Consider the following 22,347-nt stretch of genomic DNA (forward strand, 5'->3'; position numbering starts at 1 on the left):
CCTGCCGGGCCGGTGTGGTCGGGCAGGACTCCCCTGTGATCACGCTGCCGCTAGTTGCGGTGTCCGCCGACGGCGTCCCGGTCGGTGCCCGGAGCCGGGACGGAACCGTGGCCGGTGGTGCCTGCCGCGGGCGTCGGCTGCTCGGCCCGGTCGCCGTGGCCCGGCCACCAGGCCGCGTGGCCGATCAGGGCGGTCAGGCTCGGCGTGAAGAACATCGCCATGACGAACGCGGCGACGATGATGCCGAAGGAGACCGCGAAACCCATCTCCGTGAGCAGCGAGTTGCCTGCCAGCATCATCGTGGCGAAGGTCGCCGCCAGGATGAACCCGGCCGCCGCGACGGTCGGTCCGGCATACTTCAGCGCCATGCCGGCCGCCTCGCGCGGCTCGCGGCCCTCGCGGGCCTCCTCGCGCAGCCGGGCGATCATGAGGATGTTGTAGTCGGTGCCGATGGCGACCACGAACAGATACATGATCACCGGGAGCATGAACATCAGCCCCGAGTGTCCCTCGCCGTTCTGGAAGATCCACACGGTGGCGCCGAGGGTGGCACCGAAGCCGAGGCCCACCGAGGCCATCAGGTACAAGGGGGCGACCACGCTGCGCAGCAGCAGGCCCAGGATGACCATGATGAGCAGCGCGGCCACCGGGAAGACCGTCTTGTAGTCGTGGTTGACGGCGGTGTTGATGTCCTTGTAGATCGAGGAGATACCGCCGACGACCGCCTTGGTGCCCTGGGGTGCGTCGGAGTGGGCGACGTCGCGCACCTTGCCCACGGCCTCTATCGCCTTGTCCGTCGACGCCTCGTACTTGAGCGTGACGGTGAAGTCCGCGGTGGTGCCGTCCTTGCTCACCTGGCTCATCCGGACGTTCGCGACGCCGTCCACGGCCCCGAGCTTCTGCGCGTACGCGGCGAAGCCGGACGTGTCCAGCGGCTTGCCGTCGCTGGTGGACAGAAAGACGTCAGTGGGCGAGGCGGCGCCCGCCGAGTACGCCTTCTGCATCTCGTCCTGGACGACCATGGACTCCTTGGTCTTCGGCATGGAGCCGGACGCCAGGTCGAAGGTGGCCTTGAAGCCGAGCGTGCCGAGCGACAGGGCGACCAGGACGAGGCCGGAGACCACGGCGGTCAGCGCCGGGCGGCGCCGCACTCCGCGGCCGAGGGCGGCGAACCGCGCGTTCTCCGGCTCACGCTGCCAGGACTTCGACGGCCAGAAGACCTTCGGTCCGATGAGCGAGACCACGGCCGGGATCAGGGTCAGACCGGCGAGCAGGGTGACGCCGACCGCGATGGCGAGCGCAGGACCCATCTGCTTGAGGAAGCCCAGCGTGGACAGCACCAGCGCCAGGAAGGCGATGATGACCGCGCCGGCGGCCGAGGCGATGGCCTCGCCGACCCGGCCCACGGCGTTGACCATGGCCAGCTTGGGCTCGTCACCGGCGCGCAGGCGTTCGCGGTAGCGGAACATCAGGAACAGGAAGTAGTCCGTACCCACACCGAAGAGCACGACGATCAGGATCGACGAGATCGAGCTGTTGGCCTGGAGGCCGAACAGCTTGGTGGCGTACGCGATCAGTCCGTTGGCGATGCCCGCGACCAGGCCGATGAGCACCAGCGGGAGAATGGCCAGGATCGGCGCCCGGAAGATGATCAGCAGGGTCACCAGGATGATCGCGAAGGTGCCGAAGCCGATCAGCGCCTGGCCTCGCTTGGACGAGTCCTGCTGGTCGAGGGCCTGCGCGGCGGAGCCGCCGAGCTTGACGTCGAGATGGGTGCCCTTGGCCAGTTGCTTGACGTCGTCGCGCAACACCTTGGCGGCGTCGGCCTGTTTGGGCTGGCCGGCGTTCTTGTTGTCCATCTGGACCAGGGTCATGGAGTACTTGCCGTCCTTGGACGGCGGGCCGGGGACGACCTTCTGCACCTGGTCGATGTGCTTGGCGCCCAGCTCGGTGGTGATCCGGGCGATGTCCTTCTGGTCGGCGGCGGTCAGCTTGCCGCCGTCGGTGCGCTGGTAGAGCGCGATCGCGGACGGGGTGAAGGCGCTGGGGAACGCCTTCTCCTGGGTGACCGAGGCCTTGATGGACTCGTAACTCTTGGGCAGGAAGCTGCTCTCGTCACTGTTCGAGGGCAGACCGGGGGCGGTGGCTATGACCGCCACCGCGGCGATGAGCCATGCCACGATCGTCCACACGGGATGTCGGACGACGGTGTTGCCAATACGTCGGAACATGCGGAAGGTCCTCCTGGACAGGAAGATCACCGCAGCCCGGGGAGCGGTCCCTGGCATCGGCGACCCCGGCCGGAACACACGGTGCGAACCGGCCGATCGGTTGTCTTGGGGCCACATGGTAGTGACCCGATACGAACGTCATCTCAGCAGATGACAAGTGTGGTGCTCAGCCTAGAAAGAAGGGGAGATTCCCGGCCAGTTCACCCAGTTCGTCGCGCTCGGAGTCGGTCGGCTCACGCCGGCCGGTGCCGATCAGCAGGGCGTCCGCGTCGGAGAACGAGGCGGGGAACGCGGTTCCCACGATCTTCTCCAGCGCGGTGCGCGCCGCCGCGAGGGTCTCGGTGGGCGGCCGGGGTGCGGACGACAGGTGCGCTATCAGGTCGAGGTGGTGCAGGGTCCACTCGACGACGTACGCGGACAGGTAGTCGCCCACGCTCAGCACCTCGCCCCGGGTGCTCACGCGCGCGGCCGGGTCGGCGAGTTCGGCGGCCCGGCCCGCGGCGGAGCCGACGTCGTCCAGATGGAACGTGAGCAACCGGGGGTCGCCGTAGGCGGCGGCCAGCCGGGGGATCAGTGCGTCGAGCGGGTCCTCACCGGTCGGGGGTTCGACCGGCTTCCAGTAGCCGACCGCGTCCGCGGTCGGCTCCCCCGTGGCGGGCGTGACCAGGGTGATCAGCACGTCCTGGGCATCGATGACCAGGTGGCACACCAGGTCCCGCACCAGCCAGCCGACGCAGCCCGAGGGCCGTTCGAAGTCCTCGTCCGGGAGTGCGGCGACCGCCGAGCGCAGCGCCGTCCAGGAACGTGTGAAGAGATCCACCCTGGCAACGTAGTGCGGGAGCGGAAGGGCACTCAAGCGAATTCGAGCGGGTCTCCAGGACACGTCGTTCGAGCGGGTCAGAGGGGCGGAGGTCACGCGACGCGGGGGCGGGACCCGGCCGCGGGCTCAGCGGGCGGACGGCGACAGCCGGTAGGAGGCGGCGAGGTCCCTCACCTCCACCGAGAGGACCGCCTCCGGCGGCACACCCTCGACCCGCAGATGCTTGCCCAGCAGCGCCAGCACCGCCTCGGACAGGCGCGTCTTCTGCGTCTCGGGGCGGCCCGGCATGAGCCCGACCTCCACGTGCACGAAGACCGCCTCCTCGCTCGGCCGGTCCCCCACGAACGTCACCACCGGGCGCAGCAGTGTCTTGCACACCCCCGTCGTGCCGGACTCCTCGACCACGAGCGGGTGCAGCTCCTTCACCAGGGCCGCCGGGTCGAATGATCCGGCCAGGTGGGAGGAGTAGTCGACGGTGAGGTGCGGCATGGAGGACCTTTCACATGATCCCGGTGGTTTCACTAGGCAACTATTTTCCCTCATGCGCTTCGGAGGCCGCACCGCACCCCCCGGACAGCCGCTCGACCACAGTGATCGCCGACCCACGACCAGGGTCCTCCACCGGGGGACGAGCCGCGTGAGCGCAAGGGGAACATCATCACGCTCACCGTGCTCGCCGCGCCGGCCCAGTGGTCCTGTGGCTCACCGCTGATGCCGGCGCTGACCGCGCCGGCCGCGAAGGAGCGGGCGCCGGCCGCGTACGCACCGTGGCCGGGCTCGCGATGCGGCCGGCCCAGGGGAACGGGCACGGCCCGGTGGCCTGTCACGGCTTCGTCCTCGGCGGCGCCGCGAGGCTGATCGGCCGCCGCATGCCGATTCGGTTCGTGCCGGGGACGGCGCCGACGGCCGTACCCCCCTCGGCCGCCACCGAGGGATGGCGCCTCGGCGGGGCCGCCCACCGCTGTGGTGCGGCCCCGGCCGACGGCGCGCTCTCAGGGCACCCCGGCGGCACGGGCGCGACCGGGGCGGCGGGTGGCCCCCCGGGGTGCGACCAGGACGGCCGGCGTCGCCCGGCGACACCATGGCCTTTCCGCGCTCACGTCATCTCCGTGCGCTCTCGGCACCATGACAGGATGAGCGGGTGGACGAGCAGGTGACACGGGAGACGGAACCGGGACGGCGGGACCGGAAGAAGGCCGCCACGCGCAGCGCCCTGCTCCGGACGGCGACGCGGATGTTCGCCGAGTGCGGCTACCAGGACACCACGGTCAAGGACATCGCGGCGGCCGCCGGCGTCACCGAGCGCACCTTCTTCCGCTACTTCCCCTCGAAGGAAGACCTCGTCTTCGCCGAGATCCTCGACTTCGTCCCGCTCGTACGGCGCGAGATCCTGCGGCGGCCCGCCGACGAGCCGCCCGTGACCGCCGTACTCCACAGCCTGCTCGCGGCCGCGGCCGGAGTCGACGGCGGTCTCGCCATCCTCGTCGTCGGCGCGCCGCCGCGCGCGCTGAGCGGACAGGCCCGGCGTACCCATGTCCTGACCGATTTCGAGGACGGCATCACCGCCGCCCTCACCGAGCGCTTCGCCGGCCTCGACCCCGAAGAACCCTCCCGCCGGCGCGCGTTGCGCGCCTCGGTCCTGGCCCGGTCCTCCGTGGCCGCCGTGCGCAGCGCCCTGCTCATCCACACGCGGGGCGAGGCCGAAACCGGCGCACAGGGCGATGCCGCGAACGGTTCGCACGGGGCCGCGGAGGCCGGTTCAGCCGGGGTGGCCGACTTCGCCGCGCTGCTCCAGGACGCGTTCGACGTCCTGCGGTCACCGGAGCGCAGCGCGTAAACCGGCCAATCCCCCCGCGGCCTCGATTACTCCGTTCCGACCGGCCTGATCAGCGCGGACGCCGTGATTCCGGGGCACGCGGGGATTCGGGAAACATGCTGTTTACACGTACCCCATGTCGGTTTTCGGTCGGAGTAAGAGTCACCTCTTCCCCTCTGGCCGCACCAGGCGAACGATATGCGCAGGAACCACTTCACCGTGTGACATCACTGAGCACACCACTCACGTTCAGGACCTCATGACACTGCGCCGCCTGCCGACCTGTCGCAGGCGTGCCCGGCTTCGCGCAGTTCACGTTCATGGTGACGGTGGCGTCCGCGGGGATCTTGATGGGGGTGACCCAGTGGTAGTCCTGGTTGCGGAAGGTCTCCAGCGCGATCGTGGTGATCTTCCGGTCCCCGAACGTGATCGTCAAAAGCCCCTCGTCGCCCTGGAAGTTGGCGACCACGATGTCCGTGATGCCGAAGATCTTACCCTTGGGAACCACATAGGTACCGGTCTTGTTCGCCCCGCCCGCCGTCTGTACGTCGATCGTGGTCGAGCTCTGCTGCCCGTTCCCGGACTCCGTGCCGCCGGTACCTCCCGTGCCGCCGGAACCGCCGTCGCCCTGGCCGCCGCCCTGCTGCTTGCCCGTGCCCTTGCCGGTACCGGTGCCCGGGGACTGCCCGTTCTGGCTGTTGCCGGGGGTCGGCCGGGGCTGGACCACCTCGTCGGCCGCCTGCTTGGCGGCGCTGCGCACCGCCGGGCGGACCAGCGCGAACCAGGCCAGGAGGAGCGCGATCAGCGCCGCGAGCACCGCCAGCAACCACTTCGGGAAGACCGGGATCTGGACGAACTCCGCCTCCAGCGGCGGGCGTACGGGGGCTCCCGGCCGCTCGGCCTCGGCCGCCGCCTCGGCGTCCGTCGCGTGCACGGTGAATGGCCAGACCACCGGTTTGCCGAACCAGACCGGTTTGCCGATACGCGACCGCAGCCGGGTCTCCGCCGATTCCCCTGGCTCCAGGGTCAGTTCGGGGGGCGTGAACCCGAACTTCAGCTCCTCACCCGGCTGTTCCGGTGCGAAGGAGACCTGGGCCGGGGTGTTGCCCTCGTTGCGCACCGCGAGCCGGTAGCGGCCGCGGAGCCAGCCGCGCCGACGGCGCGGGAGGACCTCGGTGCGCAGCTCGTGGAACGCCTCGATGTGCACGGTGGTCTCGGGGACCGTGACCGATTCGGGGTGCTCGGTCGGCAACACCCGTACGGCCAGGGGCACATCACCCGCACGGACGTCGGGGGAGCGCGGCGGGGCCAGCCGGATGGTCACCGTCTCGGAGGTGCCGGGGTAGAGCGAGACCCGCGCGGGTTCCACGGTGGTCCAGGCGGCGCAGTCGCCCACGACCTCCAGGGTGTACGCCTCGACGATATCGCTGTCGTTGCGAACGGTCAGGCTGGTGGAGGCGGTACCGCCCGGTGTCACGGTCACGGCAGGGATGTCGAGACCGGGCGCTCCGGGGCCGGAAGAGGCAGCAGATGGCGTCACGCCACGACCGTAGAACCGGATCCGGAGCATCGCGAGAGATGCGAGGGCAATTCCCGGGCAGTCGGCGTGCCCCCAGCGGTCAAGGTCAACTCCTCCGTGCGGCCGGACAGTTGAACCCCTCCCGCACGGCGCGCGCCGCCCTCCGGTGCCACCCGTGCCGCGCGCCTCCTTGGCCCGGTGCGTCCCCCTCAGCTCTTCTCGTCCTGTTCCTCTCGTCCCTGTGAAACAGGTGCCCAGTATGTCTGGCTCCGTGAAGGAGAACCTCCTGATGCCCACCCGCACGACGCTCACCATCCCTCCTCCCGCGACGACGCAGCGCACCTCTCCCGAGGACCGGACGCGCCGGGTCTCCGTGGCGGTGTACGCGCAGGATCTGGTGCTGCGCATCGGCGTCGTCCACCAGTTGCGCCAACGTCCCGAGGTGGAGCTGGTCGACGAGGCCGAGGCGGACCGGGCACGGACGTCGCTGGTGATCGTCGATTCCGTGGACGACGATGTCATCGCCCTGCTGCAACGGCTGCAGCGCAATGCCGGCACCCGTACCGGGCTCGTGGTCGGTACGTTCGAGACCGCGGCGCTGCAACGTGTCATCGAGTGCGGTGTCGCGGCGGTGCTGCGGCGGGCCGAAGCCGACCAGGACCGGCTGCTGCATCTGGTGCTCGCGATGGCCAAGGGCGAGGGGGTGCTCCCCGGTGACCTGCTCGGCAAGCTGCTGACTCATGTGGGCGGTCTCCAGCGCTCGGCGCTCGATCCGCGCGGCCTCGCCCTGTCCACGCTGACCGCGCGGGAGGCGGACATGCTGCGCCTGGTCGCGGAGGGCTTCGACACGTCGGAGATCGCGCAGAAGACGGCGTACTCCGAGCGGACCGTCAAGAACGTCCTGCACGAGATCACCACCCGGCTGCAACTGCGCAACCGGGCCCACGCGGTGGGCTACGCGCTGCGCAACGGGCTGATATGAAGGCCCAGTTGCGTACCGGGGCACGCTCCGGACCGCGCTTCGACCGCGGCGGGCTGATCTGACGAGCCGGCCGGGCACCCGGGCGCGCTGCGGGAATCCCCCCGCCCGCAGCGCGCCCGGCACCCGGCGATTGCCCGAAAGCGCAGCCCCCGCTTCCCCCGGACACGGCCCCGCCGCCCTGCCGCGCGGCACACGTGCGGGTGCACAGTGGCCGGGCACACCCTGGTGTTCCAAGACTGCGAGGTGGAACCGTGAACGGCACCGCTGGCCCCGGCGAGCAACGTCGGCTGGGGAGATTCGGCGCGTCGTTGCTCCTGCTGGTCCCGCTGCTCGCGGTGACCGCCGCCTCCGGGCCGAACAGCGCCGAGGCCCGGCCACAGGCGGCCGACTCCGCCGCCACCCGGATCGTCTACGCAGGCACCGGGCACCGCAGCCTCGGCAAGGTGATCGACCCCAAGCTGAGCGACCCGCTGTTCGGAACGGGGCCGCAGCACTACGACGTCGAACCGTCGGCGCTCGGGGACACCATGGTGTTCGCGAGCCGCCGTGACGAGAAGAACCCGCAGATCTATCTGCGCGCCGCCGACGGTTCGGTGCGCAAGCTGACCAGCGGCAGGGACGCGGCACACCCCCGGCTGACCCCGGACGGCGGCTCCGTGGTCTTCGACTCGGCGGAGCCCGGCGGCGCGGACGGCAGGAAGCAGCGCGACCTGTGGCTGGTGCGCACCGACGGCACCGGACTCACCCGGCTGACCGACACGCCGTACGACGAGGAGGACCCGACCGTCTCGCCGGACGGGCAGCGGATCGCCTACTCCAGCAACAGCAACTCGGTACTCGGGTTCCAGATCTACGAGCGCCCGCTGGCCGGGGGCACCGAGACCCGGGTCACCAGCGTCGTCGGCACGGCGACGGAACCCGTGTGGAACCCGGTGAACGACGCGGCGCACCGCGACCTCATCGCCTACACCTACACCTCGGACTCCAGGACGGGCCCGCGGCTGCGGGTGACCGGAGGCCCGGACGGCGACCAGTTCCTGCTCACCAAGGTCTCGGTCTACTGGCGCACGCATGGGGCAGCCTGGATGCCCGACGGGGAGGGCGTGCTGTTCCTCAGCCCGGACCGCGCCTGTGGCTGCGAGGGCGACTGGGACCACGTGTACCAGGCGCAGACCCGCGCGTCGGACGCGGTCCTGGTGGACCAGGAGGACCGCGCGGTGGGCCGGCCGACCTGGCTCGGCCCGCAGAACGGCGGCTACGTCGTGGTGGACCGCACCACGGCGAAGGGCACCAACACGGCGGACGGTGTGCACGGCCCGCACGTGGTGACCCTCCAGGACGTCCGGTCGGACGGCGCCGACCCGCGCGACCTCGGGGTGACCATCCTGAACGAGGACCCGGCGGCCGACAGCAACACCGATCCGACCAAGGACCCGCTGTTCAATCCCGCGGCCGGATACGACCCCTGGGACGAGCGGCAGAACTACACGCCGGACGGCCGCCGCATCGTGGTGACCCGGTTCACCGGCGAGGGGAACAACCGGATCGAGCAGATCTACACGGTGGACGCCGACGGCTCGAACCTTCAGGTGATGCCACTCGCCGGGCGCGGGCCGAGGGACTGGGACACCGACCCGACGTTGTCGCCGGACGGCAAGTACCTCGCGTTCACCCGGACTTCGCCGGGCGGGGTGGGCCCCGCCGCGGGTCCGAGCCGGGTCCTCATCGCCGACGCGACGACCGGCGCGATCGTGCACGAGATCGTGCCGCCGACCGGGCAGCAGACGGGCGGCGACGCCCAGCCCACCTGGTCCTCCGACGGCACCCGGCTGGCGTTCACCCGGAACATGACCATCGACGGGGGCGGCGGCAACAAGCACATCTGGACCGTGCCGGTCGACGATCTGACCCGGCAGCGGGATCTGAGCGCGCAGATCTGCCCGGGCGACTGCACGGTCATCGACGACAGTCCCGCGTTCTCCCCGGACGGACGGCAGATCGCCTTCAACCGGAAGGACGGTGGCGGCCGGGTCAACGAGAACAACGGTCTGCTGCTCACCTCGGTGTCCGGCGACAGCTGCCGGGTGCTGCTGCCCGAGGCGGCCCGCTCCACCGCGGACGGCTGCCACCAGGAGCTGCCCGACACCACGACGACCGGCCCGCACCAGCCGCGCGACGCGGCCTGGACGGCGGACGGCAACAGCATCGTCTACAGCTCCCGCACGGACACTCCGGCCAACTGCCCGGAGAAGCTGCACCTGTTGAACGTCACGACCGGCCACCAGAGCCCGCTCACCCTGGAGCTGCCGGGCCGTCAGAAGGAGCCCGGCGTCCAGCAGTCGGTGGACCTGGCCGTGCGCGCGCCGGGCACGGTGCCCGCGGTCACCGTCGACCACACCACGGACATCCACGTGGACGTCGTCAACAACGGCCCGGCCGCCTCTCCCGGCACCCGGCTGACCATCGCCCCGCCGGCCGGCCTCACCGTCACCCGGATCCGCTTCCCCGGCGGCACCTGCGACGCCGCCTCCCTGCAGTGCGACATCGGGGTGGTGCCGCCCGGCACGACGGTGCCCGTGACCGTGACGGTCACCGGGCGGGTCGTCGGCGACCAACCCGTCGACTGGTCCGTCACCGGCAGCGTCATCGATCCCCAGCCGGGCGACAACACCGCGCGGACGCTGGTCCCGGTCGCCGAGCCCGCTCCGCCGAGCCCCACCCCGACTCCTCCTGCGCCCACCCCGACCCCGACGCCGCCCGCGCCGAAGGCCGGACCGGGAGTGCGCGTCACCGCCCAGCCGAACCCGGGCTACGTCGGCGGCAAGGTCGTGGTGACCTACACCGTGCGCAACGGCCGTAACGCGCTCGCCACCGGACTGCGGCTGCACATCGGGCTGCCCGGCGGTATCCCCGACAGCGGGCCGCCCGCGGGCTGCGACAGCGGCTGGGTGTGCGCCCTGCCGGACCTGGCGCCGGGCGACAGCACGGTCGTCCGGGTGGTCCTCTCCCCCGACCACGCCACGACGGGCCGCGCCACCGGCGTCCTGACCACCACCGGTACGGACGCCGACCCGAACGACAACACGACACGGACCACGATCCGGATCCTCCAGCCGAGGATCGTCGCGGTGCCGGCGATCGGCAAGCCCGGCTTCGTCACCTCGGTGCGGGGCAAGGACTTCCCGCCGGGCGTGCCGGTGCGGTTCACCTGGAAGCCCGGCATCACCGCGGCCGCCGCGCCGACCGTGCCGAAGCCGGACGGCACCTTCATCGGCCAGCTGCTGATCCTCACCAAGGACCAGACCGGGCCGCGCGTCATCACCGCGAGCGGGCCCGGGTTCTCCCCGGTGAAGACCGACTTCCTGGTGGTGAACGGCAGCGTGCAGCCGCCCGACGAGGTGACCCGCCGGTGATCCACGAGGTGGACGAGGCGCTGCGCGGGCTGCTCGGCGAGTCCGGGCTGGAGGCGTCCGGGGTCGAGACCGTCTTCGACGCGCCGACCCGCGACTGGGCGGCCCGCCGTACCGCGCCCACCGTCTGTGTGTTCCTGTACGACATCCGCGAGGACACGACCCGGCGCGGCAGCGGCGCCGGGGAGGTGTACGACGCGGACGGTTTCGTGGTCGCGCGGCGCTCCCCGCCGCGCTGGTTCGAGCTGACGTACCTGGTCACCGCGTGGGCGAGCCGCCCGCAGGACGAACACCGGCTGCTGTCGAAGGTGTTGGCCACGCTGGTGTCCGTCGACACGCTGCCGGAGCGGCATCTCACCGGCTCGCTCGCCGAACTCGGCCTGACGGTCTCCCTGGACGCCGGCGGCGCCGGGCTGGACGCGCCCGCCGCCTCCGACGTCTGGTCGGCGCTCGGCGGCGAGCTGAAGGCCTCCCTCGGCGTCCGTGTGCGCGCACCCCTCGCCGGGGTGAGCAGGGCCGCCGCGCCGCCGGTCACCGAAGGGCTCCTGGTGCGTTCCGTGCACGGGGAGGAGAACGAGGATCCGCAGCCGGGCCGCCGGCTGCGCTACGACGGGGTGAGCGAACCGGCGCCGGACGAGGGTTTCGCCGGTCCGCGCGAGCGGCGTCCGGCCCCCGCGCGCCGCCGCCGGGGAGGACGCCAGCCGTGACGTATGTGGAGGAGGAGACGATCACGGGCCTCGGCGCGGAACCCCTGTGGGACCGGCTGCGGCTGGTCGAGGAGCGGATCCGGTCCGCGGTGGCCGCCCGCCGCGCCGTCGATCCCGACCCCGACGACCCCTACCGGGGGCAGTACCTGACCCCGGAGGCCGTGCGGCGGATCCTGGACGAGCCGGGCGGGCTCGACGTACCGGTGTACGACCCGCGGCCCGCGCCGCCCGGCTCCGTGCTCGGCACGCTCGCCGCGCGATTCGCCCTGTCGCCGCTCGACACCGATCTGCTGCTGATCGCCCTGGCCCCCGACCTGGACGCGCGTTTCGAGCGGCTCTACGGCTATCTCAACGACGACCTGACCCGCCGCAGGCCCACGGTCGGGCTGGCCCTGGAGCTGTGCGGGCTCGCCCCGGCGTCGCCCGCCCGGTTCCGGCTCTCCGCTTCCTCGCCCCTGGTCGCGGGCGGACTGCTGGAGATCTCCGAGGCCGAACGTCCGCCCCTGTCACGGGTGTTGGCGGTGCCGGACCGGGTCACCGCGTTCCTGCTGGGCGACCCGGCCCCCGACGCCCGGCTCGCCGGTGTCCTCGGCACGGTCGCGCAGGACCCGACGGCACAGGCGGAGGACGTCCTGCGGGCGGCCCGCGCGGCGCGGTCCGGGCCCGGTCTCGTGCATCTGCACGCCCGGGGCGGTGACGCGCCGGGCCTTGCCGCCGCGGCCCTGGGGGCCGCCGGGCTGGGCACGCTGGTGCTCGACGCGGCGGCCCTCGCCCGGCACTGCGCCGAGCTGCCCGCGCTCGCCCGGGTCGCGGCGCTGGAGGCCCGGCTGACGGGCTCGGGTGTCGTCCTCGGCCCGCTGGAGGAACTGCCCCCGGCACCCGCCGAACGGGCCCGCGCCGTCAGCGAGTTGTGCGCGGCGCTGCGCGGCGTCCCGGTGTTCGCCCATGGCACGGACGGCTGGGACCCGGCCTGGGCGGCCGACACCCCGGTGGTCCTGCCGGTGACGGCGCCCTCCCCCGCGCGGCAGGCCGAGCGCTGGCGGCACGCCCTGGCCGGTGCCGGGGCCTGCGTGGACGGCGCCGCCGACACGCTCGCCCGGGCCGTCGCGGCGCACCGTCTCGACGGCGGACAACTGCGCCGTGCCGCGCAGGCCGCCGTGCGCGCCGCGGGCCTCGCGGACCGCCCGGTCTCCCCCGACGACCTGCGTACGGCCGTACGGGCGCAGAACGGCGCGGGGCTCGCCCGGCTGGCCCGCAGGGTCCAGCCCGGTGTCGGCTGGGACGACCTGGTGCTGCCCCCGCCGACCCTGCGCGGACTGCGCGAACTGGCCGTACGCGCCCGGCATCGCGAGCAGGTGCTCGGGCAGTGGCGGATGCGGCCCGGCGGCGGCCGGGGGCGCGGGGTGATCGCGCTGTTCGCGGGCGAGTCGGGCACCGGCAAGACCATGTCCGCCGAGGTGATCGCCGCAGATCTCGGCATGGACCTGTACGTGGTCGATCTGTCCACGGTCGTCGACAAGTACGTGGGCGAGACCGAGAAGAACCTGGAGCGGATCTTCACCGAGGCGTCCGCCGTCAACGCGGTGCTGCTCTTCGACGAGGCCGACGCGATCTTCGGCAAACGCTCGGAGGTCAAGGACGCGCACGACCGGCACGCCAACATCGAGTCGGCGTACCTGCTCCAGCGCATGGAGTCCTTCGACGGGATCGCGGTGCTGACCACGAACCTCCGGGCCAATCTGGACGAGGCGTTCACCCGCCGGCTGGACGTGGTGGCGGAGTTCCCCGTGCCGGACGCCGACCAGCGTCTCGCCCTGTGGGAGCGGTGCCTGGGCGAGCGGTTGCCCCGCGCCGCCGACCTGGATCTCGGCTTCTGCGCGGCCCGGTTCGAACTCGCCGGAGGCTCCATCCGCGCGTGTGCGGTGACCGCCGCCTATCTCGCCGCGGAGTCCGGGCAGCCGCTCACCATGCGGCAGTTGGTGTCGGCGGTGGTGCAGGAGTACCGCAAGCTCGGCCGGCTGGTGCTGGAGAGCGAGTTCGGGCCGTACCTGGCGGACGCCCTCGGCGCCTGAAAAGGCAGTGCGGTTGCCCCCGGCAAGGGACCAACGCCCCTGTCACCGGGGCTTGGCCGCGTCGGAGACTCGGTACTGACGCAGGTGTGACCAGACAGGAACGTGAAGGAGCGAGCATGCCGACGTACCTCACCCCGGGCGTGTACGTGGAGGAGGTGCAGTCCGGTGCCCGCCCGATCGAAGGGGTCGGCACCGCCGTCGCCGCGTTCGTCGGGTTCGCCCAGAACGGGCCTTTCCACGAGCCGACGCTGGTCACCAACTGGGACCAGTACACCCAGCTGTTCGGCGGCTTCACCGAGGGCACCTACCTCGCGCACGCCGTGTACGGCTACTTCTCGAACGGCGGCGGCGCGGCCTACGTGGTGCGCGTCGGCGGCCCCGCCGACGGCGCCTCCGCCGCAGCCGGCACGGGCCAGGCCTCCCGGCAGGTCCGGGCCGCCGAGCCGGTCGCGCTCGGCGGATTCCAGATCGCCGCCAGGCCCGGCGCCGCCGGGGTCTCGGTGGAGATCGCCGACGCGGACGGCGAGAACCCGCCCGAGGACCGCTTCAAGCTGCTGGTCCGCCAGGGCGACCAGGTCGTCGAGACGTACGACGTCTCCACCCGCAAGAACGTCAAGGGCTATGTCGTCACCCAACTGCGTGCCTCGAAGCTGATCGAGGTCACCGAGCAGCGCGACGCCGGCCAGACCCGGCCCGCCGGTCAGACGGTGGCCGTGCCCGACGCGCCGGCCGTCCCCGCGGCGTCCGGCTCCGGCACGGCGAACCGCCTCGACCCGGCCGAGTACGTCGGTGACGCGGCCGCCCGCACCGGGTTCGCCGGGCTGGAGTCCATCGACGAGATCACCATGGTCGCCGTCCCCGACCTGATGGGCGCCTACCAGCGGGGCGACATCGACGCCGAGGGCGTGCGCACCGTGCAGCTCGCGGTCATCTCGCACTGCGAGCAGATGGGCGACCGGGTCGCGGTGCTGGACACCCCGCCCGGTCTCAACGCCCAGCAGGTGCGGCACTGGCGCAACGAGGAGGCGGGTTACGACTCCCGGTACGCCACCCTCTACTACCCGTGGGTGCGCGTCTTCGACCCGGCGGCCGGGCGCAACACCACGGTCCCGCCGAACGGTCACATCGCCGGTGTGTGGGCGCGCAGCGACGCCGAGCGCGGGGTGCACAAGGCGCCCGCCAACGAGGTGATCCGCGGCGCGGTGGACCTGGACATCCGGCTCAGCAAGGGCGAGCAGGACCTGCTCAACCCGATCGGCGTGAACTGCGTGCGCGCCTTCCCCGGCCGTGGCATCCGGATCTGGGGCGCCCGCACCCTGTCCTCCGACCCGGCCTGGCGCTACCTGAACGTGCGCCGCCTGTTCAACTACCTCGAAGAGTCCATCCTGTTGGGCACCCAGTGGGTGGTCTTCGAGCCGAACGACGACCGGCTGTGGTCGAGCATCCGGCGCAACGTCACCGCGTTCCTCACCGAGGAATGGCGTCGGGGCGCGCTCTTCGGCCGCACCGCCGAGGAGGCGTTCTACGTCAAGTGCGACCGCGACAACAACCCGCAGACCTCGATCGACCAGGGTCGCGTCGTCTGCGAGATCGGTGTCTCCCCGGTCAAGCCCGCCGAGTTCGTGGTGTTCCGGCTGGCCCAGTTCTCCGACAGCACCAGCCTCATCGACGAGTGACCCGCGGGTCGGCCAAGGAAAGGTGACAGACAGTCATGGCAGAGGGCGATGCTCTTTCCACCCACGTCTTCGGCGTGCAGCTCGGCGGCTACATGGTCGAGTCGATCCAGGAGATCAGCGGGTTCTCCGTCGAGGAAGAGGTCGTCGAGGTCCGGCAGGTGACCTCGACGGGCAAGCAGATCATCCGCAAGCAGCCCGGCGCGCGCCAGGCCGGTGAGATCACGATCACCCGGGGACTCGACAAGAGCAGCGAGTTCACCAAGTGGATCAAGGAGACCCTGAACAACGGTGCCGTCGACACCGCCCGGCAGAACCTGACCATCGAGATCAAGGACACCAAGGGCGAGACGGTACGGCGCATCCAGCTGATGAACGGCTGGGCCTCCAAGTGGGAGGGCCCCTCCCTGAAGGCCGGTGAGTCCGCCGCGGCCACCGAGAGCGTCACGATCGTGTTCGAGGAGATCGTCGTCGAATGAGGCGCCGTACCGTCACGGCGGGCAACCTGGAGGAGTTCCTGGAGGCGACGGCGCCCGCCGCCGAGGCAGCGGCGACCGAGGAGCCCCGGGCTCCGGCCGCCGCCCGCCCCGCACCGGCTCAGGACCACGGGCTGCGCACGGAGTTCGAGTTCGAGCTGCCGCGCGGGTACGTGGACGAGGCGGGCACCCTCCACCGGCACGGCGCGATGCGCCTGGCCACCGCCCGCGACGAACTGCGTCCGCAGATCGACCTGCGGGTCAAGGAGAACCCGGCCTATCTGAGCGTGGTGCTGCTGGGCCAGGTCATCACCCGGCTCGGCACGATCACCGACGTGCACGCGGGGATCGTGGAGCGGATGTACGCCACCGACGTCGCGTTCCTCCAGGACTTCTACCGCCGCGTCAACAGCGAGGGGCACACCCGCGCGGCGGTGACCTGTCCGCACTGCGAGGGCGCCTTCGAGGTCGACCTCTCGGGTGGGCGCCTGGGGGAATCGTGACGTACGCACTCCCCCGCCTGCGGGAGGAGATCGCGTACATCGCCTACCACTTCCACTGGCAGCGCGAGGAGATCCTCGACCTCACCCACGCCGAGCGGCGCCAGTGGGTGACCGAGATCGCCCGTATCAACACCCGCGTGAACGAAGGCGGTTGAACACATGGCATGGCGGGACAGAGTGCGCCGCCGGGCCGCGGCGCGGACTGCCGCGCCGGGCTCGGCCGCACGCGAGTCCGCTTCCGGTGCGGCGGATCCGTCGGTGCCGGGTGCGTCCGTGCCGGGTGCGTCCGTGCCGGGTGCGTTCGTGCCGGGTGCGCAGGGCACGTCCCTGCCCGGCGACTGGGACGGCGGCTGGCGCCGCACCTCGCCGCCGACGCTGACCGTGGCCCGCTCCCCGCTCGGCGTCAGCGACGGCCTCACCTTCCGCGCGGGCCTCGCCTCCTGGCAGAACCCGTCCTTCGACGCCGGTCTCGGCCACGCCGTCCTGCCGTCCGCACCGGTCGGCCTGGTCCACGGGGTCACAGGCCCGCCCGCCGTCGGCGCGACGTACGCCGACGGCGGACCGCTCCTCCTGCGCACGCTGCGGACGGACGCCGGGGAGGGCGAGGGCGGCGGGAGTGTCGCCGAGTCCGGCGCCGAGGCTGCCGTGCGTACTCCGACCGCGCGCGACCGTACGGCGCCCGCCACCGCGCAGAACCGCAGGGACGGCAAGCGCAGCCGCAAGGGCGACGACACGGCTGACCGTCCGCGGACCTCGGTGCCGTCAGGCGCAGCCGGGCCGGAGGGGACCGGGCAGACGCCTGCAGCCGATGCCCCTTCCGTCCAGCGCTCGGCGGCCGCGTCCGCGCCGAGCCGCGCGCTCGTGGCCTCGGACCCGCTCGTCCCGGCAGCCGCGCCGACGACGCAGGTTCAGCGGACTGAGCGGCCGGGGGCCGGTTCGGACCCGGGTGTGGTCCGGCCCGACGATCCCGGCCGGCCGGCACCGGTACCGGAGATTCCGGTGGTGCGGCGCATCGCCGTGGTGCCGGACGCCTCCGGTGTCTCCGCCGCGCCCGGGGCTCCCGCCGTCCGCCGTACCGCACGGGAGGCCGCGCACCCCGCGTCCCGGGAACGGGCGGCGATCGGCCCCGTGCGCCCGGCGGTTCCCGGCCCCTCGCTGACCGTCGCTCGGCGCGTGGCCACGCCGGCACGCCGGATCACCGCGCTACGGCCCACCGCCCGAGCGGCGGAGGCGACCGCTTCCCCTGCCACCGCCCCGTCCACCCAGGCGGCCTCTCCCGCTCCCTCCGCCCCGGGTGCGGCTCCCGCGCCCGCATCCGCAGGTCCGACGCCCGCCGTGCGACGCGCCGCCGCCCCCGCACGCCCCGGCAACAGGCCACCGCTCGGTACGCCCATGAACGAACTCCCGCCCTCGGCAGGTCTCCTGGCGGCGGACGCCACGGGCACGACTCCATCGGCGGAGGGCGCACACCCGACGGCAGGACCGGCACTGCCGATCGTCCAGCGCCAGGTGGACGCCCCCGCTCCCGGGCCCATACCCGCGCAGCCCCCACCCGCCACGCAGCACGCCGCCGCCCCCGCACGAGCCGGCGGCAGGCCGCCGCTGGGCGAACCCATCCCCGAACTCCCGGCCGCAGCACGGCCGTTGACTGCCGGCGCCACGAGCGCGACTCGAGCGGCGGACGGTGCACATCCGACGGCAGGACCGGCACTGCCGATCATCCAGCGTCAGGTGAACGACCCCGCTCCCGAGCCGTCCCGCGAAGGCACCCCGCTCCGCCCGTCCGACGCGCGGCCGGCCGACACGCGCCCGTCCGCCACCGGCTCGTCCGGCGTCCGGGCCCGTGGCGGCCTGGGGGCACCTCTGCCGTCGATGCCTGCGACAGCGGACGTGCCGCGTTCCGCCGGCCCCGGGCGTCAGCCGCGCACCTCCGGCCCCCACCCGGGCACCGCTCCCCTGCTGGGCGCGACGGACAACATGAATCGCGGCGCCAACTACCCGGCCAGCGAGGGAAGTTCACCGTCCTTTGCGCACTCCGCACCGAATCCCGCCACTGCCCTCGTCGCTCCGGGCGGCCCTCGGTCCATGCCCTCCGCCACACCCGAGCCCGTCACCGGTCCCGGCACTGTGCGGCGCGCGCCCGCACCGGAGGCCGGGACGGCGTCCGCGAGCAGGGCGGTGGCACCGTCCCGGCCACGACCAGGTGGAACCACGCCGGTCGTCATCGCCCGGGCCGTCGCGTCCTCCGCCCCCCTCACGGCGCACACCTCCACTGCCCCGCACGGGCCGGCGCAGCGCAGCCTCTTCCTTCTGGGCGCTCGCCCGCTCACGGTCAACACCCGTGTCCCGGACGGCATCGCGCCGCCCACCGCCACCAGCGCCTCCCCACGTCCGGTCGTGGCCGCGTCCTGGCGCCGCGAACCGAGCCAGACGCAGGCTCGGGCACAAACGCCGGCACAGGCACCGACACCGCAGCCACAGCGCAGCGCCGGCAGCACCCCGGGGCCGACCGCGTCGCACAACCCGCCGTCCCAGGAGTCGAGTTCAGCGCCGCCTCGCAGCACCGTCCCGGTCGTACGGCCGCATCCCCCCGTCCAGCGGGCCGCATCGCTGCGCCCACAGGCGCTGCCGGTGACCGATCCGCAGGCGGCCCCGGTGCGGGACCATCCGACGGGTCCGGAGCCGCAGCCCGCCCCGCCGGTGCCCGTGGTCCGCGCCGGCCGTACGACGCCGGGGGTGCCCGCAGGCGTTCCCGACCCGGCGGCACCCGTCGTCCAGCGGGCCGTGAGCGGCACACCCACCGGCGCTCCCACCAGCACCACCACCGGCGCCGGTCCCGTACTCCCGGGTGTGCCGGTCACCGCCGTACCCGCGAGGACGGTGCAGCGGGCGTCGTCCGCGGCGCCGGCGGCCGGGAGGGTCACGGGCGCGCAACCGCACCGGTCGGCCGAGGCCGCGCAGGACCCCGGGATCGATCTGGACGAGCTGGCGCGGCGGCTGTTGGAGCCGATGGCGCGGCTGTTGCGGGCCGACCTGCGGCGGGGGCGGGAACGTGCGGGCCGGCCGTACGACGGACGGCGCTGAGGACAGGGAACGGATGACCGACGGATGACCGACAACATCTTCGCGACGAGTGTGTTCTTCCGGCTCGCGATCGGCGGCAACGACCTGGGGGCCTTCCACACCTGCTCCGGCATGGGGGCGGAGGTGGAGATGGAGACGTACGCCGAGGGCGGCAACAACGGTTTCACCTGGCAGTTGCCCGGCCGGGTGACCTGGTCGAACATCACGCTCACCCGGCCGGTCACCGCCGACACGGCGAAGATCGCGCGCTGGCTCGACGAGACGCTGCGGCGGGTGGAGCCGAAGGACGGTGAGATAGTGGCGCTGCGGCCGGATCTGAGCAAGATCATCAGCTGGCAGGTGCTGGGCATCGTGCCGGTGCGCTGGCAGGGGCCGTCGTTCGATCCCGCCTCCTCGCAGGCGGCGGTGGAGACGCTGGAGATCGCGCACGAGGGACTGAGGCCCTCCTGATGGCCGCCGTTCGCGCCAGTGTGGCGAGGGCCCAGCTGACCCTGAAGGAACCCCCGGCGGCGGTGGGCGCCAAGCCCGGCGGGACGATCGCGCAGCTGAACCTCCAGTTCAATCCCAACAGCCTTCAGCTGCGCAAGAGCACCGAGTGGCGTCGTACCCCGTCCCGGATGGCCGGGGAGTCGGCGCTGCCGGAGTTCGTGGGCAGCGGGCCGCGCGAGCTGAGCCTGGAGGTCTTCCTCGACGCCACCTCGAAGCACGACAACTCGGTCGAGCAGGCGGTCGAGAAGCTGATGAAGGGGTGCGTGCCGACCCCGGCGAGCCTCGCGCGGAAGAAGCCGGCGAGTCCCTGGGTGCGGTTCGAGTGGGGTTCGGCCCGTACGACGTCGTTCGACGGGGTGCTGTCGAGCCTGTCGGTGACGTACTCGCTGTTCGACGTGGACGGCAAGCCGCTGCGCGCGACCTGCTCCCTGTCGATCGAGGAGGCGAGCGTCGACCCGCCGGGGCAGAACCCGACCTCCGGCGCGCGCACGGCCCGCAGCACGCACACCGTGGTGGCCGGGGACAGCCTGCCGCTGCTGGCGTGGCGGGAGTACGGCGACGCGACGGCCTGGCGGGTCATCGCGGAGGCGAACGGGATCGACGACCCGATGGCCCTCGTGCCCGGTGCCGAACTGGTGGTGCCGGCGCTCGGGGACGTGGGCGGTGAGGAGGAACGGTGAGCACACCCGAGGCGCGCGGCGGCCGGTCGTTCGCGGCGGACCCCGTCGTGGAGGCGCCCGGTGAGCTGCCGCGGATCTGGGCGGCGCAGCTGGTGAGCTGTGTCGTGGACGAGAACGTGGGCCTGCCGGACACCGCGGTGCTCACGTACCGCGATCCCGACCACGAGTTCCTGAGGTCGACCGGCATCACCCTCGGCACGCCGCTGCGGGTGTCGGTGGTGACGGTCTCCGGACAGGCGCGTGAGCGGCTGTTCAACGGCGAGGTCACGGCCGTGGAGATCGACCGGGACTCGACCGGGTCGTTCACCGTCGTGCGCGCCTATTCCGTCGCGCACCGGCTCCAGCGGGGCCGGAAGGTGGTGGCGTACCGGAACATGACGGCCGCCGCGATCGTCCGCAAGGTGGCCGCCGGGGCGGGGCTGCCGGTCGGGAAGGTCGAGGCCGCGCCGGTCACGTACAAGCAGCTGTCGCAGGCCAACGTCTCCGACTGGGACTTCCTCCAGTATCTGGCGGGCGAGAGCGGTGCGCAGGTGCGGGTGGACGACAAGGGCGTGCTGCAGTTCACCAAGCCCGAGAAGGCCTCCGGGGCGCCCGCGCCGTCGACGCCGGCCACGCAGAGTCCGATGGTGCTGGAGTACGGGCGCAATCTGCTGGCGCTGCGGGCCGCCCTGTCGGGCGCGGACGGGGCGTCGCAGGTCGAGGTGCGCGGCTGGGACGTGACCACGAAGACGGCGTTGGTGGCCCGGCAGCAGTCGGTGACCAGCGACACCGTACTGCCGGGCCTGGCACCGGCGCTGGGCGCCCGGTTCGGGAAGTCGGCGAAGCTGACGGTGACGGACACGCCGTACCGGACGCAGGCCGAGACGACGGCCGTCGCGGGTGCGCTGGCCGCTCAGGTCGGTTCCGGTTTCGGCGAGGTGGAGGCCCTGGTCGAGGGCAGTCCGCGGTTGCGGGCGGGCGTTCCGGTGGCGCTCGGCAACGTGGGGCCGGCGTTCTCCGGCCGGTACACCGCGACGGCGGTGCAGCACAGTCTGGATCCGCACGGCGGCTACCGGACGACGGTGTGGGTGAGCGCCAGTCCGGACCGGTCCCTGGCGGGTCTGGTGACCGGCGCGAACGCACCCGGGCGCGGCCCGCGCATGCCGGGGCTGGCGATCGGCGTGGTGACGGACGTGCGTGAGCCGGGCGATGCGCAGAGCGGCGGTGTCCGGCTCACGTTCCCCTGGCTGGACGACACGTACGTCACGGACTGGGTCCGTTCGGTGCAGTGGGGTGGCAAGGGCGGCGGGGGTGTGGTGAGCCCCGAGGTCAACGACGAGGTGCTGGTCGGTTTCGAACAGGGCCTGCTGGACAGCCCGTACGTCATCGGCGGCCTCTACAACGGCGTGGACCGGCCCTCGAAGCACGACGTGCCGCTGATCGACGGGACCAGCGGCAAGGTCAACCGCCGTTCGGTGGTGTCGCGTTCGGGACACCGGCTCGAGCTGCTGGATCCTCCGACGGGGCCGTCCGGGGTGCGGCTGCGTACCGCGGACGAGCGGCTGGAGGTGCTCCTGGACGACCGCAACAACCGGCTGGAGCTGACGGTGTACGCGGCCGGCGGCCGACGGGCGCTGTCCTCGGTGGTGCTGGACGGCCAGGGCATCACGCTCGACGCGAAGACCGGCAAGGTCAGCGTGAAGGGCGGCACCGTGGAGATCGACGGCACCGACTCGGTCAAGGTCGGCGGCCGTTCGGTGACCGTCTCCGGGCAGACGGACCTCACGCTCGACGGCGGTCTGCTCGGCGTACTGAAAGCGGATCTCGTGCGTATCAACTGACGTTCATCATCGACAACCCACCCTGATTCCCCGGCCGTTGAGGCCATGAACCACTCTGGACTTCG

17 protein-coding genes are annotated in these 22,347 nt (G+C 72.6%); 13 read left to right on the forward strand and 4 right to left on the reverse strand.

From position 1 onward, the window contains the following. Positions 1-50 precede the first annotated feature (50 nt). The 3 genes from BIV23_RS03290 to BIV23_RS03300 form a co-directional block, all read right to left on the reverse strand. Entirely contained in the window at positions 51-2,231 is a 2,181-nt protein-coding gene (locus tag BIV23_RS03290; RefSeq protein WP_071379185.1) for an MMPL family transporter, read from the reverse strand. Positions 2,232-2,397: 166 nt separating this feature from the next. Then, positions 2,398-3,051 carry a maleylpyruvate isomerase N-terminal domain-containing protein gene (locus BIV23_RS03295; protein ID WP_071379186.1) on the reverse strand — a complete coding sequence of 218 codons (654 nt, stop codon included), beginning with the start codon at positions 3,049-3,051 and terminating at the stop codon, positions 2,398-2,400. Positions 3,052-3,177: 126 nt separating this feature from the next. Continuing rightward, positions 3,178-3,540, reverse strand: a complete 363-nt coding sequence (locus tag BIV23_RS03300; protein ID WP_071379187.1) for a 5-carboxymethyl-2-hydroxymuconate Delta-isomerase — start codon at positions 3,538-3,540, stop codon at positions 3,178-3,180. Positions 3,541-4,192: 652 nt separating this feature from the next. On the opposite strand from BIV23_RS03300, the gene BIV23_RS03310 reads away from it, so the two are divergent. Then, entirely contained in the window at positions 4,193-4,888 is a 696-nt protein-coding gene (locus BIV23_RS03310; protein WP_071379189.1) for a TetR family transcriptional regulator, read from the forward strand. Between the two features lie 193 nt (positions 4,889-5,081). On the opposite strand, the gene BIV23_RS03315 is transcribed toward BIV23_RS03310, so the two are convergent. Beyond that, positions 5,082-6,350: a COG1470 family protein gene (locus tag BIV23_RS03315; RefSeq protein WP_071379190.1), complete on the reverse strand. Its 1,269-nt coding sequence runs from the start codon at positions 6,348-6,350 to the stop codon at positions 5,082-5,084. Between the two features lie 295 nt (positions 6,351-6,645). Here BIV23_RS03315 and BIV23_RS03320 point away from each other — a divergent pair, with 295 nt between their 5' ends. The 12 genes from BIV23_RS03320 (at position 6,646) to BIV23_RS03370 (ending at position 22,282) form a co-directional block, all read left to right on the forward strand. Further along, positions 6,646-7,368: a helix-turn-helix transcriptional regulator gene (locus BIV23_RS03320; protein WP_079172915.1), complete on the forward strand. Its 723-nt coding sequence runs from the start codon at positions 6,646-6,648 to the stop codon at positions 7,366-7,368. A 251-nt stretch (positions 7,369-7,619) separates the two neighbouring features. Next, the gene (locus BIV23_RS03325; RefSeq protein ID WP_071379191.1) at positions 7,620-10,781 is read left to right on the forward strand and encodes a DUF11 domain-containing protein; all 3,162 of its coding nucleotides are present in this window, start codon (positions 7,620-7,622) and stop codon (positions 10,779-10,781) included. Further along, on the forward strand, positions 10,778-11,485 hold the full coding sequence (locus tag BIV23_RS03330; protein WP_071379192.1) for a Pvc16 family protein: 708 nt from the start codon (positions 10,778-10,780) through the stop codon (positions 11,483-11,485). The genes BIV23_RS03325 and BIV23_RS03330 overlap by 4 nt, the downstream gene beginning before the upstream one ends. Beyond that, complete coding sequence (locus BIV23_RS03335) at positions 11,482-13,557, forward strand: ATP-binding protein (RefSeq protein ID WP_071379193.1); 2,076 nt, start codon at positions 11,482-11,484, stop codon at positions 13,555-13,557. Before BIV23_RS03330 ends, BIV23_RS03335 begins: the two co-directional genes overlap by 4 nt. A 116-nt stretch (positions 13,558-13,673) precedes the next feature. Then, positions 13,674-15,233, forward strand: coding sequence for a phage tail sheath family protein (locus tag BIV23_RS03340; RefSeq protein WP_071379194.1), 1,560 nt, complete (start codon positions 13,674-13,676; stop codon positions 15,231-15,233). Positions 15,234-15,268: 35 nt separating this feature from the next. Then, positions 15,269-15,709 (forward strand): phage tail protein, encoded by a 441-nt coding sequence (locus BIV23_RS03345; RefSeq protein WP_071376035.1) that lies wholly within the window; start codon positions 15,269-15,271, stop codon positions 15,707-15,709. After that, entirely contained in the window at positions 15,706-16,209 is a 504-nt protein-coding gene (locus tag BIV23_RS03350) for a hypothetical protein (RefSeq protein ID WP_071379195.1), read from the forward strand. Before BIV23_RS03345 ends, BIV23_RS03350 begins: the two co-directional genes overlap by 4 nt. Next, on the forward strand, positions 16,206-16,364 hold the full coding sequence (locus BIV23_RS50125) for a DUF6760 family protein (RefSeq protein ID WP_177235491.1): 159 nt from the start codon (positions 16,206-16,208) through the stop codon (positions 16,362-16,364). The genes BIV23_RS03350 and BIV23_RS50125 overlap by 4 nt, the downstream gene beginning before the upstream one ends. A gap of 118 nt (positions 16,365-16,482) precedes the next feature. Beyond that, a complete protein-coding gene (locus BIV23_RS49505; RefSeq protein WP_143079044.1) occupies positions 16,483-19,293 on the forward strand; it encodes a hypothetical protein in 2,811 nt (936 codons plus the stop codon). A 24-nt stretch (positions 19,294-19,317) separates the two neighbouring features. Beyond that, on the forward strand, positions 19,318-19,743 hold the full coding sequence (locus BIV23_RS03360; RefSeq protein WP_071376038.1) for a phage tail protein: 426 nt from the start codon (positions 19,318-19,320) through the stop codon (positions 19,741-19,743). After that, positions 19,740-20,462 (forward strand): CIS tube protein, encoded by a 723-nt coding sequence (locus tag BIV23_RS03365; RefSeq protein WP_107471057.1) that lies wholly within the window; start codon positions 19,740-19,742, stop codon positions 20,460-20,462. Before BIV23_RS03360 ends, BIV23_RS03365 begins: the two co-directional genes overlap by 4 nt. Beyond that, the gene (locus tag BIV23_RS03370) at positions 20,459-22,282 is read left to right on the forward strand and encodes a VgrG-related protein (RefSeq protein WP_071379198.1); all 1,824 of its coding nucleotides are present in this window, start codon (positions 20,459-20,461) and stop codon (positions 22,280-22,282) included. The genes BIV23_RS03365 and BIV23_RS03370 overlap by 4 nt, the downstream gene beginning before the upstream one ends. Positions 22,283-22,347 lie beyond the last annotated feature (65 nt).

Origin of the sequence: Streptomyces monashensis, from assembly GCF_001866665.1 — a bacterium.
In the GTDB taxonomy this organism is placed as follows: domain Bacteria; phylum Actinomycetota; class Actinomycetes; order Streptomycetales; family Streptomycetaceae; genus Streptomyces; species Streptomyces monashensis.

Bases quoted from the DNA above. Each gene is read 5' to 3' on its own strand.
- BIV23_RS03290 (WP_071379185.1), bottom strand. From the start codon at position 2,231: ATGTTCCGACGTATTGGCAACACCGTCGTCCGACATCCCGTGTGGACG.
- BIV23_RS03300 (WP_071379187.1), bottom strand. From the start codon at position 3,540: ATGCCGCACCTCACCGTCGACTACTCCTCCCACCTGGCCGGATCATTC.
- BIV23_RS03320 (WP_079172915.1), top strand. From the start codon at position 6,646: ATGTCTGGCTCCGTGAAGGAGAACCTCCTGATGCCCACCCGCACGACG.
- BIV23_RS03340 (WP_071379194.1), top strand. From the start codon at position 13,674: ATGCCGACGTACCTCACCCCGGGCGTGTACGTGGAGGAGGTGCAGTCC.
- BIV23_RS03345 (WP_071376035.1), top strand. From the start codon at position 15,269: ATGGCAGAGGGCGATGCTCTTTCCACCCACGTCTTCGGCGTGCAGCTC.
- BIV23_RS03350 (WP_071379195.1), top strand. From the start codon at position 15,706: ATGAGGCGCCGTACCGTCACGGCGGGCAACCTGGAGGAGTTCCTGGAG.
- BIV23_RS03360 (WP_071376038.1), top strand. From the start codon at position 19,318: ATGACCGACAACATCTTCGCGACGAGTGTGTTCTTCCGGCTCGCGATC.